The 21,117-nt window shown below is 68.2% G+C and carries 20 protein-coding genes and 1 tRNA gene; 11 read left to right on the forward strand and 10 right to left on the reverse strand.

The features are described from left to right. Positions 1-70 precede the first annotated feature (70 nt). Complete coding sequence (locus KBY86_RS13710; protein WP_255141532.1) at positions 71-862, forward strand: adenosylcobinamide-GDP ribazoletransferase; 792 nt, start codon at positions 71-73, stop codon at positions 860-862. Here the strand turns inward: KBY86_RS13710 and KBY86_RS13715 are convergent. Beyond that, the gene (locus tag KBY86_RS13715; protein WP_094513963.1) at positions 834-2,000 is read right to left on the reverse strand and encodes a sensor histidine kinase KdpD; all 1,167 of its coding nucleotides are present in this window, start codon (positions 1,998-2,000) and stop codon (positions 834-836) included. The two genes, KBY86_RS13710 and KBY86_RS13715, sit on opposite strands and share 29 nt — an antisense overlap. Before the next feature lie 395 nt (positions 2,001-2,395). Between KBY86_RS13715 and KBY86_RS13720 the strand changes: the two genes are divergently transcribed. Beyond that, positions 2,396-2,767: a DUF3155 domain-containing protein gene (locus KBY86_RS13720; protein ID WP_094513636.1), complete on the forward strand. Its 372-nt coding sequence runs from the start codon at positions 2,396-2,398 to the stop codon at positions 2,765-2,767. 81 nt (positions 2,768-2,848) lie between these two features. Here the strand turns inward: KBY86_RS13720 and KBY86_RS13725 are convergent, their stop codons facing one another. Next, the gene (locus KBY86_RS13725; RefSeq protein WP_255100620.1) at positions 2,849-3,457 is read right to left on the reverse strand and encodes an alpha/beta hydrolase; all 609 of its coding nucleotides are present in this window, start codon (positions 3,455-3,457) and stop codon (positions 2,849-2,851) included. Between the two features lie 68 nt (positions 3,458-3,525). On the opposite strand from KBY86_RS13725, the gene purH reads away from it, so the two are divergent. Together purH and KBY86_RS13735 are read left to right on the forward strand one after the other, a co-directional pair. Further along, on the forward strand, positions 3,526-5,091 hold the full coding sequence (gene purH, locus KBY86_RS13730; RefSeq protein WP_255141533.1) for a bifunctional phosphoribosylaminoimidazolecarboxamide formyltransferase/IMP cyclohydrolase: 1,566 nt from the start codon (positions 3,526-3,528) through the stop codon (positions 5,089-5,091). A 55-nt stretch (positions 5,092-5,146) separates the two neighbouring features. Continuing rightward, complete coding sequence (locus KBY86_RS13735; RefSeq protein ID WP_094513628.1) at positions 5,147-5,605, forward strand: DUF4079 domain-containing protein; 459 nt, start codon at positions 5,147-5,149, stop codon at positions 5,603-5,605. Between the two features lie 70 nt (positions 5,606-5,675). On the opposite strand, the gene KBY86_RS13740 is transcribed toward KBY86_RS13735, so the two are convergent. The 4 genes from KBY86_RS13740 to sfsA all read right to left on the reverse strand — a co-directional run bounded on the left by KBY86_RS13740 (position 5,676) and on the right by sfsA (position 10,253). Beyond that, positions 5,676-6,293 (reverse strand): DUF1997 domain-containing protein, encoded by a 618-nt coding sequence (locus KBY86_RS13740; RefSeq protein ID WP_255100724.1) that lies wholly within the window; start codon positions 6,291-6,293, stop codon positions 5,676-5,678. Positions 6,294-6,543: 250 nt separating this feature from the next. After that, positions 6,544-7,740: a 4-hydroxy-3-methylbut-2-enyl diphosphate reductase gene (locus tag KBY86_RS13745; RefSeq protein ID WP_255100623.1), complete on the reverse strand. Its 1,197-nt coding sequence runs from the start codon at positions 7,738-7,740 to the stop codon at positions 6,544-6,546. A 123-nt stretch (positions 7,741-7,863) separates the two neighbouring features. After that, complete coding sequence (locus tag KBY86_RS13750) at positions 7,864-9,324, reverse strand: ammonium transporter (RefSeq protein WP_255141536.1); 1,461 nt, start codon at positions 9,322-9,324, stop codon at positions 7,864-7,866. A gap of 113 nt (positions 9,325-9,437) precedes the next feature. Continuing rightward, complete coding sequence (gene sfsA / locus KBY86_RS13755) at positions 9,438-10,253, reverse strand: DNA/RNA nuclease SfsA (protein WP_255141537.1); 816 nt, start codon at positions 10,251-10,253, stop codon at positions 9,438-9,440. Between the two features lie 58 nt (positions 10,254-10,311). On the opposite strand from sfsA, the gene murJ reads away from it, so the two are divergent. After that, positions 10,312-11,925 (forward strand): murein biosynthesis integral membrane protein MurJ, encoded by a 1,614-nt coding sequence (gene murJ / locus KBY86_RS13760; protein WP_255141548.1) that lies wholly within the window; start codon positions 10,312-10,314, stop codon positions 11,923-11,925. On the opposite strand, the gene KBY86_RS13765 is transcribed toward murJ, so the two are convergent. The 3 genes from KBY86_RS13765 to KBY86_RS13775 all read right to left on the reverse strand — a co-directional run bounded on the left by KBY86_RS13765 (position 11,909) and on the right by KBY86_RS13775 (position 12,809). Then, on the reverse strand, positions 11,909-12,175 hold the full coding sequence (locus KBY86_RS13765; RefSeq protein WP_255100627.1) for a cytochrome-c oxidase: 267 nt from the start codon (positions 12,173-12,175) through the stop codon (positions 11,909-11,911). The two genes, murJ and KBY86_RS13765, sit on opposite strands and share 17 nt — an antisense overlap. Positions 12,176-12,241: 66 nt before the next feature. Then, entirely contained in the window at positions 12,242-12,532 is a 291-nt protein-coding gene (locus tag KBY86_RS13770) for a DUF3181 family protein (protein WP_255141539.1), read from the reverse strand. Between the two features lie 25 nt (positions 12,533-12,557). Next, a complete protein-coding gene (locus tag KBY86_RS13775) occupies positions 12,558-12,809 on the reverse strand; it encodes a hypothetical protein (protein ID WP_094513610.1) in 252 nt (83 codons plus the stop codon). A 104-nt stretch (positions 12,810-12,913) separates the two neighbouring features. On the opposite strand from KBY86_RS13775, the gene KBY86_RS13780 reads away from it, so the two are divergent. The 6 genes from KBY86_RS13780 (at position 12,914) to KBY86_RS13805 (ending at position 19,219) form a co-directional block, all read left to right on the forward strand. Then, positions 12,914-12,987: transfer RNA gene (locus tag KBY86_RS13780), tRNA-Arg, on the forward strand. Positions 12,988-13,116: 129 nt separating this feature from the next. Next, on the forward strand, positions 13,117-14,406 hold the full coding sequence (gene glyA, locus KBY86_RS13785) for a serine hydroxymethyltransferase (RefSeq protein WP_094513607.1): 1,290 nt from the start codon (positions 13,117-13,119) through the stop codon (positions 14,404-14,406). Between the two features lie 147 nt (positions 14,407-14,553). Then, a complete protein-coding gene (locus KBY86_RS13790; RefSeq protein ID WP_255100628.1) occupies positions 14,554-15,675 on the forward strand; it encodes an MraY family glycosyltransferase in 1,122 nt (373 codons plus the stop codon). A 45-nt stretch (positions 15,676-15,720) separates the two neighbouring features. Next, positions 15,721-17,049 (forward strand): competence/damage-inducible protein A, encoded by a 1,329-nt coding sequence (locus KBY86_RS13795; protein WP_255141541.1) that lies wholly within the window; start codon positions 15,721-15,723, stop codon positions 17,047-17,049. A gap of 57 nt (positions 17,050-17,106) precedes the next feature. Then, a complete protein-coding gene (gene leuC, locus KBY86_RS13800) occupies positions 17,107-18,564 on the forward strand; it encodes a 3-isopropylmalate dehydratase large subunit (RefSeq protein WP_255141549.1) in 1,458 nt (485 codons plus the stop codon). Positions 18,565-18,568: 4 nt separating this feature from the next. Then, a complete protein-coding gene (locus KBY86_RS13805) occupies positions 18,569-19,219 on the forward strand; it encodes a 3-isopropylmalate dehydratase small subunit 2 (protein ID WP_255100631.1) in 651 nt (216 codons plus the stop codon). A 21-nt stretch (positions 19,220-19,240) separates the two neighbouring features. On the opposite strand, the gene KBY86_RS13810 is transcribed toward KBY86_RS13805, so the two are convergent. After that, a partial coding sequence (locus KBY86_RS13810) for a DUF3769 domain-containing protein (RefSeq protein WP_255141542.1) occupies positions 19,241-21,117 on the reverse strand: 1,877 nt, incomplete at its 5' end.

Here is a 21,117-nt window from a genome sequence, read left to right on the forward strand (position 1 = left end):
GAGCGGTTCACGGCATCAGCGCGCGCACGGTCGACGAACCTAGGTGCTCCCTTCCGATGCGCTGCGGTTCGTGTCTTCCCGTCCGCCATCCCCGTCCGCCCCGCCGGCCTGGTGGCAGGAGCTCGCCGGTGCCTGGATCTTCTACAGCGTGCTGCCGGCCTGGCCGCGGGTGCAGCCTCGCTTTGAGCGCATCGCCCGCTTCGGCCCCTGGATCGGCGCCGTGCTCGGCAGCCTGCAGGGCCTGCTCTGGATCCTCAGCGATGGCGGGCTGCCGCCCGCGGCCCAGGTGGCGCTGGTGCTGGCCTGTGGCCTCAGCCTCAGCGGCGGGATTCACATTGATGGGGTGATGGACACCGCCGACGGCCTGGCGGCAGGCGAGCGGGCGCTGGAGGCGATGGACGACAGCCGGGTGGGAGCCAGTGGCGTGGTCGCGTTCGCGCAGGTGCTGCTGGTGCGCGCCGCCGCCCTGCTCACCCTTGCGGAGGTGGCCCCGGCGCCGTTGGTGGCGCTGGCCCTGATCTGGGCGGCGGTGTGGGGGCGCCTCGCCCCTTTGGTCGCCATCCAATGGTTTCCGTATCTGCGGCAGACCAGCGGCGGCAGCGCCGGCTTTCATCGCCAGCACTGGCGCGGCCTTGGCCGCGAATTGCTGCCCTCCCTGCCTCTGCTCGTGCTGCTGGCCCTGGCGTCCGGCTCGGTGGGCCTGGGCGGTCTGGGCGCGCTTGGCCTGGTGCCCGCGCTGGTGATCCCCTGGCTGCTGGGGCGCCGCCTGGGTGGGCACAGCGGCGACACCTACGGCGCCTGTGTGGAGTGGTGTGAAGCCCTGGCGCTGGCCCTCATGGCGTTGATGGTGGCGCTGGCCTGAGCCGGCCCACGGCAGGTGCGCTGCTGGCGGGCAGCTGCAGGCAGAAGGCATTGCCGGTGCCGGGCAGCGCCGGATCCAGCTCCTGCGGCGGGATGTGCAGGGTGAGATCACCACCCAGGCTGCGGGCCAGCGCCCGGGCCAGGGTGAGCCCGAGGCCCGTACCGGCTGTGCCGGCGGCCTGCGCTCCCCGCATGCCGCGCTCGAAGATCGCCTCCCGCTCGGCCGCGGCGATCGGTGCTCCACCGTCCCAGACGATCAACCGGGGCCGCTCGGCGTCGCCGGGGGCGTGGGCCACCTCCAGGCCGATCGGTGCGCCGGGCGGGCAGTAGCGAAAGGCGTTCTCCAGCAGGTTGGCAACGATCTCGGCCACCGCACCGCTGTCACCGAACCACTGGGGCAGGACCTCGCCGCCCAGCCAGCGACGGCCCTGCAGCAAAGCCGTGGCGGCGGCCCGTTTCAGCAGGGGATCAAGGCGCTCCGCCAGCGCCTGTGGCTGGCCCGAACTCAGGGAGGGCGGCAGCAGCAGGGGCTGGGGATCCTGGCTGCCGGGGCCGATCAGGGGGCGCTCGATCAGCCCATCGATCGCCTCCACGTAACGGTTGAGCTGCTGCTCTTCCGCCAGCAGGTTCTCCACCAGGGAGCGGTTGTCGGGGTCGCTCTCCAGGCGCCGCAGCAGCAGCTTGCCGAAGGTGCGCAGGGCGGCGAGCGGGTTGCGCAGCTGGTGCACCAGCAGCCGCAGATCCTCCTGGTTCCGCTTCAGCTGGCGCGTGAGCCGTTGCTCCTCCAGATCGAGGCAGAGCACTTCGGTGACCGCCTGGGCCGTGGCCTGCAGCCGGGGCGTGAGCGTGGGCGACCACGGCAGGGAGGCCGTTTCCACCCGGATGGCACCGAGCAGGAGCTGCTCGCGGCGCAGCGGCAGCCAGCGTCGCTCCGGGCAGGGCAGCTGCAGGCTGCGGTCTTCATCGACGGCAGGCAGGGCGGTGGAACGGCGTGGCCACTGGCCCACCGGCACCAGGCCCGGCTTGCCGCCCTGGCGCGTCATGGCGAGGTAGACGACCAGGGAGTGGAGGTCGGGGCGATCGGAAAACTGATCCAGCTGATGGGTCAGGAAGGCGGTGAAGCGCGCAGAAACCTCCATCAGCACTGAAACGGACGGGTTGCCGAAAGAAATTGCGATCCGATGATCCGGATTTCGGAAAAAGGCTTAAGATTTACGTATCGACCAATACTTCGCTGTCCGGGAGCGGATGGCACTGCGGAGGTATCGGCGGCAGCGGTTGCATTTCCCTTGCGACCGAGGCTACAGCAGAGGCTGAATCGTCCCTCTGCCGTTCGGCGACCCGCTCGGGTCCGCCGCGCCGTTATCCGTGTCGTGTTCGGGCGTGATCTGCCAGCAGGCCACCCCGTGCACCACCGCTCCCGCCCTGCCCTGATTGGCCGTTTGCTGCATCCATCCCGGGTGCGCATTCGCCGTGGCTCGCCTCGGCACGCCACAAAACCCATCCTCCTTTCCTCCCCCTCGGGAGTCGTTCCATGTCGAAGAAGCGCAAGCGGATCAGCCGCCGTCGTCTTGCCGGTCAGCGTGTGTTGGCCCATGTGCCCACCCACAACCTCGAAACCGGTGAGCACAAACCGGTCACGGCCGCCCGGCGCTTCATCGCCGAATCCGCGCTGGTGCCGCCGGCCCTGCTCAACGTGCGCCGCAACGAGCACACCACCGACCGCTTCTTCTGGGGTGAAAAAGGCCTGTTCAGCGCGCAGTACGCCGAGGAGAACCACTTCCTGTTTCCCTCCCTTCGCCTGATCGTCGATGAGATCGGCGAAGAAAACCTGTTTGCCGGCATCGAATCCAGCGCCGCCGACGACTGGGAGGAAATGGAAGAGTACGAATACGCCTTCGTCTGACTTTCCCCTGCGGGAAGGCCGCCCTCCAGGGGGCGGGCCTTCCCGCGATAACCGCCGCAAGGCCCCGATCCCAGGATCTGCTCAGGCCGGTGCAGCGCCGAGTTGATCCTGGAGAAACGTGCGCAGTTGCGGAAACAGCGCCGGATCGATGCTGTGCCCGCCGCTGAAACCCAACAGTTCAGCCTTCCCGCCTGCGCCCTGCAGCAGCTGCTGCAGCCGCTCGCTGGCGGCAAAGGGCACCACCGGATCCTCGCGCCCATGGGTGAGCAGCACCCGGGGCAGGGGGCCACGGGGCAGCCAGTCGGGGTGGGGATAGCCACTGCAGCCGATCACGCCCGCCAGTGGCAGGGTGCTGGCCACATCCACCGCCATCGCGGCGCCCTGGGAGAAGCCCAGCAGCACCGTGTTCTCCAGCGGCACCTGCTCGCCCAGTTGCAGCAGGCGCAGCTGCAGCGCTTGCCTTGCCGCCGCCACCAGCTCGGGCCAGAGGGGATTCTGCAGGTCGTACCACTGGCGGCCCATGCCCTGTGGGTGGGGCTCGGGGGCCCGCAGCCCCACCAGGCCGATGGCAGGGCCGGCCAGCTCCTGGCCGAGATCGATCAGATCATCCGCATCGGCGCCCCAGCCGTGCAGCAGTACCAGCCGCCGCTTCGCCTCGGCCGGTCCATGGACACGCTGATCGGTAGACATCGGAGGGGTGGCGGCGGAAACAAACGGGGAGTTGCTGCGTAGGTTGTGGCAATCGCGTCTCGATCGACATGGCACCCACGGCGCTTCTGAGTGTGTCGGACAAACAGGGCGTGGTGGCGCTGGCCCACACCCTCCACCACACCCACGGCTTCCGACTGCTCTCCAGCGGCGGCACCGCCGCGGTGCTGGCGGCGGCCGGCCTGCCGGTCACCCGGGTGGCGGAGCACACCGGCTCTCCGGAGATCCTTGGCGGCCGGGTCAAGACCCTTCACCCCCGCATCCATGGCGGCATCCTGGCCCGCCGCGATGACGCGGCCCATCAGGCCGACCTCGAGGCGCAGGGCATCCCCCCGATCGATGTGGTGGTGGTGAACCTCTATCCGTTCCGCGAAACGGTGGCCGACCCAGCCGTGAGCTGGGAAACGGCCGTGGAAACGATCGACATCGGCGGCCCGGCGATGGTGCGTGCCGCCGCCAAGAACCATGCGGCCGTGACCGTACTCACCAGCCCAGCCCAGTACGAACCGTTCCTCGCCGCCCTGGCGGCCGGCGCGCTCGACGACGCGCTGCGCCAGCGTCTCGCCCTGGAGGCCTTCCGCCACACCGCCGCCTATGACGCGGCCATCAGCGCCTGGCTGGAAAGCCGCCTGGAAGCCGCTGCGCCGCCACGGCCGCTGGCCATCGAGCTGCCCCTCCAGCAGACCCTGCGTTACGGGGAGAACCCCCATCAGCAGGCGTCCTGGTTCTCCGCCCCCGCCGCCGGCTGGGGCGCGGCCCGCCAGCTGCAGGGCAAGGAGCTGAGCATGAACAACCTGCTGGATCTCGAAGCCGCCCTCGCCACCGTGCGGGAGTTCGGCTACACCGACCTGGCCCAGGGCACGGCCGCTGAGACGCCGGCCGCCGTGGTGGTGAAGCACACCAACCCCTGCGGCGTGGCGGTCGCCACCGATGGGGCGATGGCCCTGCGGCGGGCCCTCGACGCTGACCGCACCTCGGCCTTCGGCGGCATCGTGGCGCTCAACACACCGGTCGATCAGGCGGCCGCCGAGCTGCTCACTGGCCTGTTCCTGGAGTGTGTGGTGGCACCGGGCTACAGCTCCGAGGCCCGCGAGCAGCTGGGCGCCAAGGCCAATCTGCGCCTGTTGGAGCTCGATGCAGCCGCGATCGCCCGGGCCCCTCGCCACCAGTGGCGCAGCGTGCTGGGTGGGCTGCTCCAGCAGGACCTCGACGATCAAGCGGTGGACGAAGCCGAGTGGCAGGTGGTGACGGGCAGGGCGCCGACGGTGGCTGAACTGGACGATCTGCGCTTCGCCTGGCGGTTGGTGCGTCATGTGCGTTCCAACGCGATTGTGGTGGCCAGCGATGGGGCCAGCCTCGGCATCGGTGCGGGCCAGATGAATCGGGTGGGATCGGCGCGTCTCGCGCTGGAGGCGGCGGCAGAGGCGGCCCGGGGGGCGGTGCTGGCCAGCGATGGCTTCTTCCCCTTCGACGACACCGTGCGCCTGGCTGCCCGCCACGGCATCACGGCGGTGATCCAGCCGGGCGGCAGCCTGCGCGATGGCGATTCGATCCGGGCCTGCGAGGAGCTCGGTCTGGCGATGGTCACCACCGGACGTCGCCACTTCCTCCACTGAACGGACGGGACGACACCGTGAGTTGTAGCTTCGCAACGTCACCGTTCTCACTGCGATGCCGGACGCCCTGGCTTTCAATCTCAACTTCCTGCATCCCCTGCTGATGTGGGCGCTGCTGGCACTCTTCGGCTACGCCCTCTATCTGGGGGTGAAGGCCAAGAAGACCCGCACCGCTGAACCGGAACAGCGCAAGGAGTTGATCAAGGGCAAGTTCGCCCAGCGCCACTTCCAGATCGGCAGCCTGGTGCTGGCCCTGATGGTGCTCGGCAGCTTCGGCGGCATGGCCGTCACCTACATCAACAACGGCAAGCTGTTCGTGGGGCCGCACCTGCTGGCGGGCATCTCCATGGTGAGCCTGATCGCCGTGGCCGCCGCCTTCGCTCCCGCCATGCAGAAGGGCAACATGCTCGCCCGTAAGGCGCATGTGGGCCTGAACATGACCGTGATGTCGCTGTTCCTGTGGCAGGCGGTCAGCGGCATGCAGATCGTTAACAAGATCTGGACGAGCCGCTGAGAGCGCACGGATTCTGAGCCCTGAGCCCCTATGGGCCACTCAGGGCCTCTCCGGCCGCAATGCCAGGCGCTCAGAAACGCGCCTGACGCCGTGGCGGGCAGGTGAGCTCATGGGTGGCGTGGAAATCCTCCTGCACCTTCCAGGTGAGCTTGCGTGAGATCTGCCGCACGATCTGGCGCAACAGGTGATCGCCGCTGGATTGCACCAGCCCTTCAGGCAGCAGGCCGATCACGGCGGGCAGCCGAATCCACACGCTCAGATCCAGGGTCCAGCGAACCATGGTGGCGAGCGCCTGATCGCCTTCGCCGCGCTCAAGCTGCAGCGAGGCGTTGAAGGCCACGTCGTAGATCTGCTGCAGGGCGGGGTCGCCTTCCGGCAGAGGGATCGTCACGATCCGGTAGACCCCTTCGCTCTGTGGCAGCAGCTCCAGCCCGATCGTGGGCTCCACTTCAAAGCCGAAGTTGCCGAAGCGGCCCAGGGTGAGCGCATAGCCGTTGTGCCCGAGCGGCAACACCTGCATCGGAGCCGCGCAGCGGCGGAACCAGCCGTCGTGATGGTCGAGGTAGGTGGCAACGGTGCGTGGCTCCGCACGCATTTCCATCAGGTCGGCGAAGACGCTCGTGTAGCACCGGATGCGTGCATCGTCCCCGTTGCGTAACTGGGAAACGGGCGCGACAGCGTCGGACAGATGGCGGGGCTGGGTGAAGGTCAAAGGATTGGACCTACCGGAGGCCGGAGTGGATGAACTGTTTCTGGTTGTCACAGGCAACCGTAAATCGCAGCGTCCGACTGATACGCAGCCGATGTGACAGCAAGCTGGGATGCCTCCGTGTCATGCAGAAGGGCACGTTCCTGGGTGCTGCCGTTCCTGGCGCTGACGCCGCTGGCACGGGTGCGGGTGGCACGGTGCAAGGCGGCAGGGAGGCCGTCAAGGGTGCTCAGGGCTCGCACAGCTCCATCAGGTGACGGATCACATCCTCCACCACCCGGTCGGGAGTGGAGGCTCCGGAGGTGATTCCCACTTTCAGCGGCCCCTCCGGCAGGAAGGGGGACACGCTCTCCAGTTCGCCGCCCAGGGGCTTGTGCTCAATCTGATTGCCGGGGCCGATCCGCTCGGGCGTGTCGATGTGGAAGGAGCGGATGCCGCGGCTGATGGCGATCTCCTGCAGGTGGGTGGTGTTCGAGGAGTTGTAGCCGCCGATCACCACCAGCAGATCCAGTGGTTCGTCCACCAGCGAGAACATGGCGTCCTGCCGCTCCTGGGTGGCGTCGCAGATCGTGTTGAAGGCCAGGAAGTGATCGTTGAGGGCGGTGGGGCCGTAGCGGGTCAGCATCGTGCGCTCAAACATGCGTCCGATGTCCTCGGTTTCGCTCTTGAGCATGGTGGTCTGGTTGGCCACCCCCACCCGATCGAGGTCGCGGTCGGGGTCGAAGCCAGGCGAGCAGGCCTTGGCGAACCGTTCCATGAAGGCCTCGCGATCGCCGCGGCCGAGGATGTAGTCGCAGACCATCTGGGCTTCGGCGGTGTCGAGCACCACCAGGTAGGTGCCGGCGAAGGAGCTGGTGGCAAGGGTTTCCTCGTGCTTCACCTTGCCGTGAATGATCGAGGTGAAGGCCTGCTTCTTGTGCTTCTCCACCGTGTTCCAGACCTTCGACACCCAGGGGCAGGTGGTGTCGACGATGTGGCAGCCCCGCTCATTGAGCAGCTGCATCTCCTGCACCGTGGCGCCGAAGGCCGGCAGGATCACCACATCGCCGGTGCCCACCTCGGAGAAATCCTTGACGCCTTCCTCCACCTGAATGAACTGCACGTTCATCTGGCGCAGGTGGTCGTTCACCGACGGGTTGTGGATGATCTCGTTGGTGATCCAGATCCGCTCGCTCGGGTAGTGACGCCGCGTTTCGTAGGCCATCGCCACCGCCCGCTCCACGCCCCAGCAGAAACCGAAGGCCTCGGCCAGCTTGATCGTGAGGCGCCCATGGCGCAGCTCATAGCCCTGCTCGCGGATCGTGGCGATCAACGCGCTCTGATAGGCCTGCTCGAGGCTGCCGGCCACCTCTTCGGCCCGGCCGAAGCCGCGGCGGTTGTAGCGCTCCGAATGGTGCAGCGAGCGCTTGAAGGCACGGGTGTCCACGGCATCGCCCCACATCGCAGACGACTCTATGGGCGGGCCCGGGCGATTGACGACAAAAAACCCACGGGGTGAGCCGTGGGCAGGGGCGCGGAAGCAAAAGGCCGCGCTTTGGTGAACCGGAGTTCAGCTGGCCGTGGAGGCGAAATCGGGATAGGCCTCCATGCCGTGCTCGCTGATGTCAAGGCCTTCGACTTCCTCAGCTTCCGTGACGCGGATGCCACCGCTGATACCGCCAAGCACGGACCAGACAATCCAGGAGGTGACGAGGGCGAAGATCACGTAGCAGACCGAGCCCAGGATCTGCAGGCCGAGGAGCCCGAAGCCACCGCCGAAGAAGAGACCTGCGTCTTTGTTGAACAGGCCAACGGCGAGGGTGCCCCAGATGCCGCAGGTGCCGTGAACGGACCAGGCGCCCACGGGATCGTCGATGCCGAGGCCGTCAATGATGCCTACCGAGTAAACAACAATCGCGCCGGCAATGAAGCCGACGATCCAGGCCCCGGCCATGCCGAAGCCGTCGCAACCCGCGGTGATCCCCACCAGGCCGGCAAGAATGCCGTTGATGGTCATGGTGAGGTCAGGCTTACCCGACTGCAGCTGGGAAACCACCGTGCCGGCGATGCCTCCGCCTGCGGCACCAAGGGTGGTGGTGACAGCGATGTAGGGAACGGCTTCGGTCATGGAAAGGACGGAGCCGGGGTTGAAGCCGTACCAGCCGATCCAGAGAATCAGGCAACCGAGGGTGGCGATGGCCAGGTTGTGGCCAGGAATGGCCTTGACCTTGCCATCAACGAACTTGCCGATCCTGGGGCCGAGGATGATCGCCCCGGTCAGACCAGCACAAGCACCAACCGTGTGGACGAGGGTGGAGCCGGCGAAGTCGATGAAACCGAGTTTGTTGAGCCAGCCTTCGGCGTTCCACTTCCAGCTTCCGGCGATCGGGTAGATGAAACCCACCAGCACCAGCGAGAAGATCACGAATTCGAAGAACTTGATGCGCTCAGCCACCAGGCCGGAAACGATCGTGGCGGAGGTGCCGGCAAAGGCCACCTGGAAGAGGAAGTCAACACTGGGAACCAGAGCGCCATCCGTGACCATCGCCGGGGTGACGGCGGGATCAAAGAACAGGCCGAGCGGACCTCCCTTGCCATAGAAGAGCCAGCCGGGCACCACGGCCGAGCCGTACATCAGCGAATACCCGATCAGCCAGTAGGCACTCGCCGCCAGGGCGAACACGATCAGGTTCTTGGCCAGGATGTTGGTGGCGTTCTTCTGGCGGCAAAGCCCGGCTTCCACCATGGCGAAACCGGCGTTCATGAAGATCACCAGGATCGAGGCGATCAGCAGCCAGAGGTTGTTGATCAGGAAGGCAGGGGTGAGCTCAGGCAGCTCAGCGGCGTGAGCCGAAAGGTTGAACACACCAAGACCGAAGAGCGCCAGCGGAACGCAGGCCATCCAGGTGAGGGTGCGGGAACTGCTCATGCCACTGATGCGACGCAGCAGCAGTGGGGGAGCTTCGAGCAGGCTCGCCTCCGACAGGCGCTTGGGGCGCCGTTGTCGAGGGGGTTGGGTTGCAATGGTCATGTAAGAAAAGACCAGGAGGGTTGTCGGAAGTGGATGACGCCCGGAAGCGCGTCCCTGGCCGCCAAACTTCCTTTCTGATGCGTGTTCCTGTGGTGTCGACGGCTACAAACCGATCAAAGAGAAGAGGATGTGCCGTCTAAGACTTCATGCGTCAACACCGGTGTGGTGCCCTGCCATGTGACCGTGTCCTCCCGGAAGTCGTAGCGGCAGGGCAGCACCTCCACCCCGGCTGCCACTGCCGTGCGGAAGAGTTCCCCATAGCGGGGATCGGCGGAGTCGCCTGGTGCGAAGCGGTCCACGTCTCCACGGCTCAGGCAGGGAACCAGCACCGCACGGGCCTCGGGCAGCAGGTCGGTGAGTTCCTCCAGGTGCTTCTGGCCCCGTTCGGTGACCGTGTCGGGAAAGAGCGCCAGGGAGCCGCGGCTCCAGGTGGTGTTCTTGATTTCCACATAAATCTGGCGGGGATCGGCCGCTCCCTCGGCGGGCGTGAGCAGCAGATCGATGCGGCTGCGCCGCCCGCGGCCATAGGGAACCTCCGCGCGGATGGCCCCGATCGGCCCCAGCCAGGGCTCCAGCAGACCAGCTTCAATCGTGGCGCGCACCAGCCGGTTCGGCAAGGCGGTGTTGATGCCCACCCAGCAGAGGGAGCCGTCGGCGCTGGGCACTTCCGCCTGCTCCCACGTCCAGGCCAGCTTGCGCTCGGGCCGGGGATCGTGGCGCAGCCGCACGCGGCCGCCGGGAATCAGCACCCCGGTCATCGGGCCGGTGTTGGCGCAGTGGGCCGTCACCACCGCGCCATCACTGAGCTCCACATCGGCCAGGAAGCGCTTGTAGCGCCGTAGCAGCAGCCCCTCCACCAAGGGCTCGAAGCGCAGCACGGTGGCGGCCGCTTGGGGGGCGGATGCCGCGTCTCTGGGGGCTGGTGGCATGGGGTGGGGGGACGCGGTGGAGAATCAGCCGAACGAATGGGCCTGCGGTCGATACCGGATGGTGAAATCGCTGCGGCGCATCGCCTTGATCGTGGGCCTTGCCACCGCGTTGAGCAAGGTGGCAGGTCTGCTGCGCCAGCTGGTGATCGCCGCCGCCTTCGGCGTGGGGGCCGCCTACGACGCCTACAACTACGCCTACGTGTTGCCGGGATTTCTGCTGATCCTGCTGGGAGGGATCAACGGGCCATTTCACAGCGCCATGGTGAGCGTGCTGGCCCGGCGGCCGCGCCAGGAGGGGGCCCACGTGCTGGCGGCGATCAACACGCTCGTGGGAGTGGGTCTGCTGGGCGTGACCGTGCTGCTGGTGCTGGCTGCCGATCCGCTGATCAGCCTGGTGGGCCCGGGCCTGGAGGGTGAGCGCCACGCGATCGCCGTGCTCCAGTTGCGCTGGATGGCGCCGATGGCTCTGTTCGCTGGCTTGATTGGCCTGGGTTTCGGGGCTCTCAACGCCGCCGATGTCTTCTGGCTGCCCTCGGTGAGCCCACTTGTTTCCAGCGTGGCGATGATCGGCGGCATCGGCGCGCTCTGGTGGCTGGTAGGCCCGGAGATCGGCCTGCCGGCCACGGCCGTGCTCGGTGGGGTGGTGCTGGCGGGCACCACCACACTCGGAGCCGTACTGCAGTGGCTGATCCAGCTGCCGGCCCTGGCGAAGCAGGGGCTGCATCGCTTCCAGCTTGTGTGGGACTGGCACCACCCCGGTGTGCAGGAGGTGTTGCAGGTGATGGCGCCGGCCACGCTCTCCTCCGGGATGCTGCAGATCAATGTGTTCACCAGCCTGTTCTTCGCTTCGGGGATGGTGGGTGCGGCGGCCGGTCTGGGCTACGCCAACCTCCTGGTACAGACACCGCTGGGCTTGATCTCGAACGCCTTGCTGGTGCCGTTGCTGCCCGTGCTCTCCAGGCTCACAGAACCGGCCGACCGGCCAGCCCTGGTGGGACGCATCCGTCAGGGGTTGATGCTCTCCAACGCCAGCATGTTGCCCTTGGGGGCCTTGATGGTGGGCTTGGCCGGCCCGATCGTGGCCCTGATCTACAAGCGGGGAGCCTTCGACGTGGAGGCGGCCCAGCTGGTGACCAGCCTGCTGATCGCCTATGGGGTGGGCATGCCCGCTTACCTCGGCCGCGACGTGATCGTGCGCGTCTTCTATGCCCTTGGTGATGGCACCACACCGTTCCGTTTCTCCCTGGCCGGGATCGGCTTCAACGTGGTCTTCTGCTGGTTGTTCGTCGGAGGGCCCACTCCCTGGGGCCTGCAGTTGCCGGCGATCAACTTCGGCGCTGCTGGGCTGGTGATGGCCACCGTCGCTGTCAACGTGCTCACCTGCCTGGGGTTGCTGCTCGCCCTCCAGAATCGCCTCGGCCAGCTGCCCCTGCGTCAGTGGGGCCGCGACAGCCTGCTGTTGCTGCTGGCGGCAGTGGGGGCCGGTCTTGTTGCCTGGCTGCTCTCGATCGGCGTGCCCTGGCCGGCCGGCCTGATCGGCCAGTTGCTGGAGTGCGGGCTCAGTGCTTCCCTGGCCTTCGGGGTCTACGGGCTGCTGGCCACCTCGGCCGGGGTGCCGGAAGCGCGCCAGCTCAGCCAGCAGGTGCTGCAGCGCCTCAGGCGCCGCTCTTGAGCCGCACCTGCCGTTCCTCCCGCACGTGAACGGGCACCTCGATGTGGCTGCGGCCCACCATCGTGGGCCCGTCGATCGAGAAGATGCGGGCTTCGATGCCGAACTCGCGGAAGGCGGTTTCCAGCTCCTGGATCAAGGCCTTCTCCACCTGGGCTTCGGCGTCGACCACCTTGCCGATCAGCCGCCCACCCAGACGGCCGATGCGCTGACGGACCACCTCGCGGGCGTTGGTGACCTCGATGACCAGCATCCGGCGCCTGCGGTGGCAGCAACCTTATGCGCAGCCTTGCCTTTGCGCCCGGCTTGTCGCCGAACTTCAGTGGCTGAAGCCGTCGAGCACATCTTCGAGGTCGCGCAGTTGCCCAGGGGGGATCAGCCGCGCCAGCGGCAGGCGGCTGGAGCCGCCACCGATCGGCACCTGCACCGCCTCCAGCGCCTGGCGGGCGCACACACCGGCCCCCTGGTCCAGCCGGGCGGCACATTCGATCGCCAACGGGCCATCGAGGCCCGCATCGCCCAGATAGAGGTGCCAGCCGGCGATCTGCAGGTAGAGCCGCTCGGCGAGGGCCTGGCGGAGGTCTTCGATCTCGGTGGCCGAGAGCCTCATGGCCGCAGGGGGCAAGGGGAACTGCTCATGGTGTAGCCCCATCGGAAGCGGGCGGTCGCCGGCTCAGCACCACGCACAGATGTACCAGCCACAGCCCGCCCCAGCCCAGGCTCAGCCAGCCCAGATGGTTCCAGGGGTGGCGCAGACCCTGCACCACCCAGAGCCCGCTGTTGATGGCGGCGAAGGCCATGCCGTGCAGGGTGAGGTTCACGATCCGCTCGAAGTGGCGGTAGGTGGGGTCGGTGGGATCGGCGGGGCCGTACCAGCGGATCGGCATGGTTGTTGCGCGGTGAGCCGCCGCAGGAAGCTGCCTCGATTGTGGCCCCAGGGCCTGGGCCTGTTGACGGAAGGGCCCTCCGTGCGGTGAGAATGTGTGGGCAAGCGCTTGTAGCTCAGCGGATTAGAGCATCTGACTACGGATCAGAGGGTCGGGAGTTCGAATCTCTCCAGGCGCGCTTTCACCGTTTCCCGTTTTCGTTTCCTCTCACCGCCCACCCGGGCGGTTTTTTTTGCGCATCCCTGCCAGCAGCCCTGCGGGTGGGTCGATTTCCTACGATCCGTTCCATCAGGCGACGTACCGATCAATGACGGACTCCAGCGGCGAGGCCCTCAACCATTCCCTGGCGAGCGGCGATCCCGCCATCGCCGCCCTGATCGGCAAGGAGCAGGAGCGTCAGCAGCACCATCTCGAGCTGATCGCCAGCGAGAACTTCACGTCCCGGGCCGTGATGGAAGCCCAGGGCTCGGTGCTGACCAACAAGTACGCCGAGGGCCTGCCCCACAAGCGCTACTACGGCGGCTGCGAGCACGTTGATGCGATCGAGGAGCTGGCCATCGCACGCGCCCGTCAGCTGTTCGGCGCCGACTGGGCGAACGTGCAGCCGCACAGCGGCGCCCAGGCCAACTTCGCCGTGTTCCTGGCTCTGCTGCAGCCGGGCGACACGATCCTGGGCATGGACCTCTCCCACGGCGGCCACCTCACCCACGGCTCTCCCGTGAACGTGTCGGGCAAGTGGTTCAAGGCCGTGCACTACGGCGTTTCCCCCGACACCGAACAGCTCGATTTCGCCCACATCCGCGAGCTGGCGCTCGAGCACCGGCCCAAGCTCATCATCTGCGGTTATTCCGCTTACCCCCGCACGATCGATTTCGCCGCTTTCCGCGCCATCGCCGATGAGGTGGGCGCCTATCTGCTGGCCGACATGGCCCACATCGCCGGTCTGGTGGCCGCAGGTGTGCACCCCAGCCCTGTCCCCCACTGCCATGTGGTCACCACCACCACCCACAAGACCCTGCGCGGTCCTCGCGGTGGCCTGATCCTCACCGGTGATGCCGCCTTCGGTCGGCAGTTCGACAAGGCCGTGTTCCCCGGCAGCCAGGGCGGCCCCCTGGAGCATGTGGTGGCCGCCAAGGCCGTGGCCTTCGGCGAAGCCCTCCAGCCGGCCTTCCGCGCCTACAGCCAGCAGGTGGTGGTCAATGCCAAGGCGATGGCGGCCCGGTTGATGGAACGCGGCATCCGGGTGGTGTCGGGAGGCACCGACAACCACCTGGTGCTGCTCGATCTGCGCTCGGTGGGCCTCACCGGCAAGGTCGCCGACCTGCTGGTGAGCGATGTGAACATCACCGCCAACAAGAACACGGTGCCGTTCGACCCCGAATCGCCTTTCGTCACCAGCGGCCTGCGCGTTGGCAGCGCCGCGCTCACCACCCGTGGCTTCGATGCCGAGGCGTTCGTGGAAGTGGCCGATGTGATCGCGGATCGCCTGCTCCATCCCGAGGACGCCGTGGTGGAACTGCGCTGCCGCGAGCGGGTCCGGGCGCTGTGCTCGCGTTTCCCCCTGTACGGCCCGGTCCGCGTGGCCCAGCCGGTCTGAGCTGCCCCTCCTCCCTAAGCTGCTCGCCAGGACAACCAGGCCCATGGCTCACCCTGTGATGAACCATCCCGCCTTGGCCTGTGCGCTGTCGGCGTTCCATCCCCCCAGCCACGCCCTGAGCCTTCAGCTGAGAAGCCTTTCGCAGTCGTGAGTCTTCTCCGCAACCCGGTCATCGCGGCCTTCGTCACCTTCGGTGTCGCGTCCCTGCTTACGGCGTTGGTGGTGCCGCTGGTGCGACGGCTCGGGTTGCGGCTGGGTCTGTTCGACCCGCCCGATTCACGCAAGCAGCACAGCATCCCGATGGTGCGGCTGGGCGGGGTGGGCATGGTGCTCGGGTTCTCGCTGGCGCTCACCTGCATCTGGGCGCTGGGGGGCTTCGGCACCCTCTCGCCCGCGAAAGACCAGCTGATCTGGACGACGCTGGCGGGCTCGCTCTGTTTCTTCGTGATCGGCCTGGCAGACGACCTGTTCGCCCTGCCGCCCCTGCCCCGGCTGGCGGGTCAGGTGGCCGTGGCCATGGTGGTCTGGAGCCAGGGCGTGCGCATCGGCGCGATCGATCTGCCGTTCGGCCTGTTCGGCCAGCCGCCGGCGAGCCTCGTGCTTCCCGATGCGCTGAGCCTGCTGGCCACGCTGATCTGGCTGGTGGGCATCACCAATGCGATCAACTGGATCGACGGCCTCGACGGGCTGGCCGCGGGCGTGGGCGGCATTGCCGCGATCGGTCTGCTGTCGGTGAGTTTCAGCCTGCAGCAGAGCGCCGCCGGGCTGCTGGCCGCCGCGCTGGCGGGGGCCTGCTTCGGTTTTCTGCGCCACAACTTCAACCCCGCCCGCATCTTCATGGGCGATGGCGGCTCCTACTTCCTCGGCTTCGCTCTGGCGGCGATCAGCATCGTGGGGCCGGCCAAGGGGCTCACCACCGTGAGCCTGCTGTTTCCGCTGCTGATCCTGTCGCTGCCCCTGGCGGACATGTCGGCGGTGATCATGGGCCGGCTCAGCGAGGGCCATTCCCCCTTCTATCCCGACCGGCGCCACCTGCACCACCGCTTGCTGCGGGCCGGCTTCAGCCATCGCCGCACGGTGCTGCTGATCTATGCCTTCACCCAATGGCTGGCCACCCTGGCGCTGGTGGCCGCCAACGTGGAGATGCGCTTCCTCTGGCTGGCGATCGCCACCGCCATCCTGATCGGCGCCGTGATGGGGTCGCGCAGCCACCTCGCGACCCAGCTGCCCGCTCCCCCCTGCGACGGCGGCGGCAACCGACCCAGCTGAGCGCCGGCGCCGCCAGCCTGGGTTGGCCGGGATGATGCTGAACCGATGAGCTCTCAGCCAGTGGGCGGTGCGCAGATGGGCGAAGGTGACAGGGCCGCGGCCGAGGTGCTCTGCATCGGCACCGAGCTGCTGCTCGGCAACATCCTCAACAGCAACGCCCGCTGGCTGGCCGAAGAGTTCGCTGCCCTCGGCCTTCCGCATTTCCGCCAGACCGTGGTGGGGGACAACCGCGAGCGGCTGATCGAGGTGGTGAGGGAGGCCGCGGCCCGCAGCCGTCTGCTGATCTGCACCGGTGGCCTCGGCCCCACCCCCGACGACCTCACCACCGAGGCGATCGCCGCCGCTTTCGGCACGCCGCTGGTGGAGGTGCCGCAGGTGTGGGAAGACATCCAGGCCAAGCTGGCCGGCCGGGGTCGGCCGCTGGCCGCCAGCAACCGCCGCCAGGCGCTGCTGCCCGAGGGCGCCCGCGTGGTGCCGAACCCCACCGGCACCGCGCCGGGGATGCTCTGGAGTCCGCCGGCCACCTCCCTGCCAGACGGCCACATCCAGCCGGGTTTCACCGTGCTCACCTTCCCGGGGGTGCCGAGCGAACTGAGGCCGATGTGGCAGCAGAGCGCCGTGCCCTGGCTGCGGGAGCAGGGGTTGGCGGGGGCCTGTTTCCAGAGCCGGCTGCTGCGTTTCTGGGGCATCGGCGAATCCACACTGGCCGAGCAGGTGGCCGACCTGCTGGCCCTCGAGAACCCGACTGTGGCCCCCTATGCCGGCACCGGTGAGGTGAAGCTGCGCCTCACGGCCCGGGCCGCCAGCACCGCCGAGGCGGCGGCGTTGCTCGCGCCGCTGGAGGCGGAGCTGCGCGCCCGCACCGGCACTCTCTGCTTCGGCGCCGACGAGGAATCGCTGGCTTCTGTGGTGCTGGCGTTGCTGCGGGCCCGCGGGGAAACCCTGGCGGTGGCGGAGAGCTGCACCGGCGGCGGCATCGGCGCTGCTCTGGCGGCCGTGCCCGGCGCCTCCGACGTGTTCCTCGGTGGGGTGATCGCTTACGCCAACACGATCAAGGAGCAGCTGCTCGGGGTGACCGCCGCCGCCCTTGAGCGCCATGGCGCGGTGAGCGATCCGGTGGCCCTGGCCATGGCGGAAGGGGTGCGCCGCAGCACCGGCGCCACCTGGGCGGTGTCGGTGACCGGCATCGCCGGCCCGGGCGGTGGCAGCGACGAGAAGCCGGTGGGCCTGGTGCACATCGGCCTGGCGGGCCCGCAGGGCAGCCGCAGTGAGGCGGTGCGTTTCGGCAGCTCCCGGGGCCGCGCCTGGATCCAGGCCGTCACCGCCGGGGAGGCGCTCAACCGCCTGCGGCTGCAGCTCATCGCGCCCGCCTGATTCCGACCGCCCGCACGGCTCGGTTTTAGGGTGTCGTCAGACCCCTGGGGACAAACGGTGAGCGCCGGCACCCTCTACGACAAAGTGTGGGATCTCCACCGCGTGGCGGAACTGCCGGGTGGCTCCACCCAGTTGTTCATCGGCCTTCATCTGATCCATGAGGTCACCAGCCCGCAGGCGTTCGCCGCCCTGAGGGATCTCGGCCTGGGGGTGCGCCACCCGGAGCGCACCGTCGCCACGGTGGACCACATCGTGCCCACCACCTCCCAGGCCCGCCCCTTCGCCGATCCCCTGGCCGAGGAGATGCTGGTGAATCTGGAGCGCAACTGCGCCGCCCACGGCATTCCCCTGCACGGGATCGGCAGCGGCCGGCAGGGAATCGTGCACGTGATCGCCCCTGAGCTTGGCCTCACCCAGCCCGGCATGACCGTGGCCTGCGGCGATTCCCACACCTCCACCCACGGCGCCTTCGGGGCGATCGCCTTCGGCATCGGCACCAGCCAGGTGCGCGACGTGCTCGCCACCCAGAGCCTGGCGTTGAACAAGCTGCGGGTGCGCCGCATCTGGGTGGATGGAGCCCTTCCCTCCGGCGTTTATGCCAAGGATCTGATCCTGCACGTGATCCGGGTGCTGGGGGTCAAGGGAGGCGTCGGTCATGCCTATGAGTTCGCCGGCCCCGCCGTGGCGGCTCTGTCGATGGAGGAGCGCATGACCCTCTGCAACATGGCGATCGAGGGCGGCGCCCGCTGCGGCTACGTCAATCCCGATGCCACCACCTTCGCCTACCTGGAGGGGCGGCCGATGGCCCCCTCTGGCGCTGCCTGGGAGCGGGCGGTGGCCTGGTGGTCGAGCCTGGCCAGCGATGCCGACGCCAGCTACGACGATGAGGTGCGCTTCGATGCCTCCACGCTGTCGCCCACGGTCACCTGGGGCATCACCCCGGCCCAGGGCATCGGCGTGGATGAAGCGGTGCCCACCCCTGAGCAGCTCGATCCACAGGAGCGGCCCATCGCCGAGGAGGCCTACCGCTACATGAACCTCAGCCCCGGCGCAGCGATCGCCGGTCTGCCGGTGGATGTCTGCTTCATCGGCAGCTGCACCAACGGCCGGCTCAGCGACCTGCGTGCCGCCGCCCTGGTGGCCCGTGGCCGCCACGTGGCCGATGGCATCCGGGCGTTCGTGGTGCCGGGTTCCGAGCAGGTGGCCCGCGCCGCCGAAGCTGAAGGCCTCGACCAGCTGTTCCGCGCGGCTGGGTTCGAGTGGCGCGAACCCGGCTGCTCAATGTGCCTGGCGATGAACCCCGACCGCCTGGAAGGGCGCCAGATCAGCGCCAGTTCCAGCAACCGCAACTTCAAGGGCCGGCAGGGGTCCGCCAGTGGCCGCACCCTGCTGATGAGCCCGGCGATGGTGGCCGCCGCCGCCGTCCGCGGCCACGTCACCGATGTGCGCGAACTGCTCGCCGAAGCCGGCCCCAGCACCACCACCGCCTCCCGCCAGCCTTCTCTCACCGCCTGACGCCGTGATCGCTTCCCCTTCCCTGCCCCCCCTCACCGATGCGGTGAGCGCCAGCAGCTTCCCGATCGGCCCGATCCCCAGAGTCGAAGGCCGTGCGTTGGTGCTCGCCGGCGACGACATCGACACCGACCGGATCATCCCGGCCCGCTTCCTCAAGTGCGTCACCTTCGAAGGCCTGGGGGAACAGGTGTTCGCTGACGACCGCAGTGAGCTGGGCGGCAGCCATCCCTTCGACCGCCCCGAGCACAGCGGTGCCCGGCTGCTGCTGGTGAACCGCAACTTCGGCTGCGGGTCGAGCCGGGAGCATGCGCCGCAGGCGCTGATGCGCTGGGGCATCCGGGCGGTGATCGGCGAGAGCTTCGCTGAGATCTTCCACGGCAATGGCCTGGCGCTCGGTTTGCCTTGTCTCACCAGCGGCCACGAGCAGATGCTGGCCATCCAGGCCCATGCCAGCGCCCACCCTTCCGCCTCCTTCCTGCTGGATGTGCAGGCCGCCGAGCTGCGTTGCGGCGATCAGGTGTGGGCCCTTGAGCTGGCGCCCGGGCCGCGGCAGATGCTCACCACCGGCCAGTGGGACGCCACCGGCCAGCTGCTCGCCAACGACGACGCGCTGGTGGCCACTGTTGCCCGTCTGCCTTACCTGAACGGGTTCTGAGCAGCAGGGGCGCCTGCTCGCTCAGAACAGGCCATCGCCGGTCTGTCCGCGCATGCGCTGCTCATACGGCACGAAGGGCACGCCGGTGCCCTTGAAGCCGAAATCGTTCAGCCGCACGCGCACGCCACCGATCCCTTCATAGGGGCTGTAGTAGACGCTGAAGGCGTAGGAGCGGCGCTGCCAGCGCAGCTCCACGTACGAACCGGTGATCTCGCCGTAGTTGGGTGAGCTGGCATCCACGTTCAGGCCGATGCCGCCATTGAGCACCAGGGGGCCCACCAGCTGCTGGGTGAGGCCGATGCCCACGGTGCCCAGATCCACGGCGGCATCGAAGGCAAACGGGCTGAGGCCATCACGCAAGCTGATGCCACCGGTGATGGTGAGCTGGGTGTAATCGAGGAAGGACCTGCTGAAGTGGCCCAGGGTGAGCGTGGGCCCGCCGGAGAGCGAGAACACGTTCTGGCGGGTGCCATCTCCGAAGTAGGCCAGGCTGGCAGAGATGTTGGTGTTGAAGGTGAGCCCCGGCACGATCGGCACCGGCGAATAGCGCAGTGCCCCTTCCGGGGTGGAGGGCAACGGCTTGCCTCGCCAGAGGGTGAGGGAGCTGTTGATGGCGCCGAAGGCATTCCCGCGCCACAGCTGGGCAAAGTTCTGCGATTCGCCGCCGTTCTCGAAGAACTCGTTGCTCTGATAGTTGCCAATACCCAGACGCCAGAAGTAGCTGTTGCTGAAGTTGCCAACAGGCGGCAGCTCGCCACGCTGTTCGATCGAGGTGCCGTAGGCGGAATAGACGTCCTGCTCGCCGAGCGTTCCGTTCCAGATGCGGAAGCGATAGGCGCCGAAGATGCGCGACTTCACAGTGCCCAGCAGCGGCAACTTGAGCGGGCGCACCAGTTCGCCCCAGCTCCGGGTGCCGTTGGCGAAGTTGGCGGGTTCGAAGGTGGAGATGTCGAGGTTGAGGTCGGCGTCGAAGCCGAACAGCGGCGCCTGCAGGCGCGCTTCAAGGCCGAACAGATCGCCGAGGGTGCTCGGTTGCGACTGAGGATCCGCTCCGGCGGATTGTCCGGGCAGTGGATAGCTGCTGGTGGTGCCCTCGTAGGCCCGCTGCAGCAGGAACTGGGGCTCGAGTTGCAGGGTGCCGCGCTGGCCGATGCCGATCGGCTTGAGGCGGCGGCCCACGTAGAAGCCGTCGCGGTCTTCGTTGTCGACGCCCAGCACCCAGCGGTTCTGCACCTCCTGCTCCTTGCGGATGCGGGTGCGGCTGGTGACATTGATCGGCAGGCGATCTTCCAGGATCAGCCGGTTGCGACGGGAGGTGATCACCGTGTCGCCGTTCTTGTCCTGCACGGCCAGCACGTCGTCGGCATCCATCCACGACTGGGCGGGCGTGAATGGATCGTTGGTGAAGCTGGCCCGATCGGCCCGCCAGCCTTCGGCGGTGAGCACGGCGCGGGCGGCTTGAAAGCGCAGCCGGGTGAGGGTGCCGTCGACCAGTTTCGGGTTGCGGTTGCTCTCCAGCTGCCGCACCTGGGGCGGCCTGGCGGGCCCGAAGTCGTTGTTGGTGTTATCCCCGTCATCGGTATTGGCGTTGCCGCCACCTGGAACGCCGAAGCGGCGTTCGGAGGCCAGGCCGGCGCGCACCTGCACATCGCTGATGCGTTGATCGGTGAGGGCGGCGATCGCCTTGCGGCGTTCCGCCTCCTGGGCGCGCAGGGCGCGGAAGCTGGGCCGCTCAGTCGTCTGGTCGGCGCTGGTGGTACCCGCGTTGGTGCCAGTGCCGGTGCCGTTCGCTGCACCGGCACCGGTGCCGGCCGGGGGCCGAGCGGGGGGCGGGGGCTCGGCGGGGGCGGTGCCGCCCATCGCGACCTGCTCCAGCGCTTCGGCCAGCGAGCGGGGCC

It is taken from the genome of Synechococcus sp. Lug-A, from assembly GCF_024345655.1.
Lineage (GTDB): Bacteria > Cyanobacteriota > Cyanobacteriia > PCC-6307 > Cyanobiaceae > MW101C3.